Origin of the sequence: Salinisphaera orenii subsp. halophila YIM 95161, from assembly GCF_003732545.1 — a bacterium.
GTDB lineage: Bacteria > Pseudomonadota > Gammaproteobacteria > Nevskiales > Salinisphaeraceae > Salinisphaera > Salinisphaera orenii_A.
In genome coordinates, this window is sequence record NZ_AYKF01000012.1 from 1 (window position 1) to 1,617 (window position 1,617).

Consider the following 1,617-nt stretch of genomic DNA (forward strand, 5'->3'; position numbering starts at 1 on the left):
ATAACGTTTGCTCTGTTTCATGGCTCCAGTCTCTCAAGAGTTGGAGCCTCCGACGAAACCGGGGCGATTCATCGATGTTGATGACGGCTTTGACGTGCTCGGGATTGATGAGCGCGGCATGAAACGGATACAGCCCCGATTGGGAGTGGCCCACAAGCACGGCACCCCCGGCATCCTCGCTGAGCTCGGCCAGATTCGCCCAGGTCGGGTTCTGCTCCGGCAGCCCGCTGTTGAGGTCGGGCATCATCTGCTTGTACAGCTCGTCCACCGCCTCGATGGGATACTGCAGGTCCTCATAGGGATCTTCGAACGGTCCGAACCGGAACACGCTCCAGGCAAACTGGTGGCTCGCCTGATTGATCGACGGCTGTGTCTCCGGCGCCGCCTCACCCGCGCGGACCTGGTTGAACGGCGTGGCGTCGAACCCCGAGCGGGCGCGTGAGACCTGATCCGTCAGATAGACCGAGTGGCCCAGCTGGACGAAATACTCCGCCCACCCCATCCGGCCGTCGGGCGTCGTCTCCCAGGTCTTGGAGCTCAGGCAGCACCCATGGGTGAACACGATCGGCACGCCTTCGGCCGTGACCCAGGGTTTCTGGTACTCCACATACATCTGGTTGATGGTGATCTCGTCGTCGTCACCCCGCGTCTTTGTCTCGCCGCCGACGAAGAAGCTCCCCTGCTCGGCCAGGGTGAACGGGGTGGCCGGCGAGCCATTACCGTCCGAATCGTCGTCGCCGATGTCCGCGAAGGAATCGTCGCTACAGCCGTTTAGAAAAACAGCCAGAAACACGAGCATGAGCACTGCAGAGCATTGCCTGACAAGCAGGCCGTACTGGTTTCGCATCGCACTTTCTCCCTAGGATTTCTCCGTTCATACCGCGGTTATCGGCCGGCTTGTCTGGACGCCGGCCATTTATCGAGCGGCCGTCCATGGCCACCGAATCCAAGGCAGAAAATTATGAAATACGTTTATTAAATTATTTCTTTTTAAAAGCGGCTTTAAGTCGGGCAACATACTGAACGGGAGCGCTCAGACACTGGAATATCGTTTATTTTTATGTTTTATATTCTTCGAATGCTATAGAGCTATCACCCGGGTGAGGCGTGGTCAACAATTGCTTACTCACAATTAACTGATAGTGATAGGGCCCGGAAGGTCCGGCTCCTGAACCGACTTATGGAATCAGGGCACGGCAACGCCGGCCCCATGTCCCGGGCCGCGTCCCGATCGAAGCCCTAGACGCGGCCGGGACAGCGTGGCCGCCCTGCGACCGCACGCGCGGTGGACTCACTTAGCGAAAGCATCACGCATGCCTCACCGACGCATTCCATCGGGCGGATTCGAAACCGGCGCTTACTGTGAAGAACCTTCTGCCCGCGCGAGCCAGAACCCAGCTCGAGTGCTTGCCGCCCCGCAGAGGTGAACGCCGAGCCGTCGGTCTAGAGCCGCACGCCGAAGAGCTTCCGGCGCAACACGTTCGCCGCCGCGCGGAGCAGGTCCCCGAAGCGCTGGTCGGTGCCGAGCTGGGTGGCGCCGAAGCGTTCGCTCCAGCGCGTCTGGATGCGTGCGCAGTAGGCGTCGTTGTCGTACTCCCAGCGCTTGCGGCCGAGCCA

At 60.5% G+C, this 1,617-nt stretch carries 1 protein-coding gene; it reads right to left on the minus strand.

The genetic code is table 11. The annotated features are described in order from the left end of the window. Positions 1-847, minus strand: an 847-nt coding sequence (locus SAHL_RS01730) for an alpha/beta hydrolase family protein (protein WP_221177782.1), incomplete at its 3' end; no start/stop codon positions are given. Between the last annotated feature and the right edge of the window lie 770 nt (positions 848-1,617).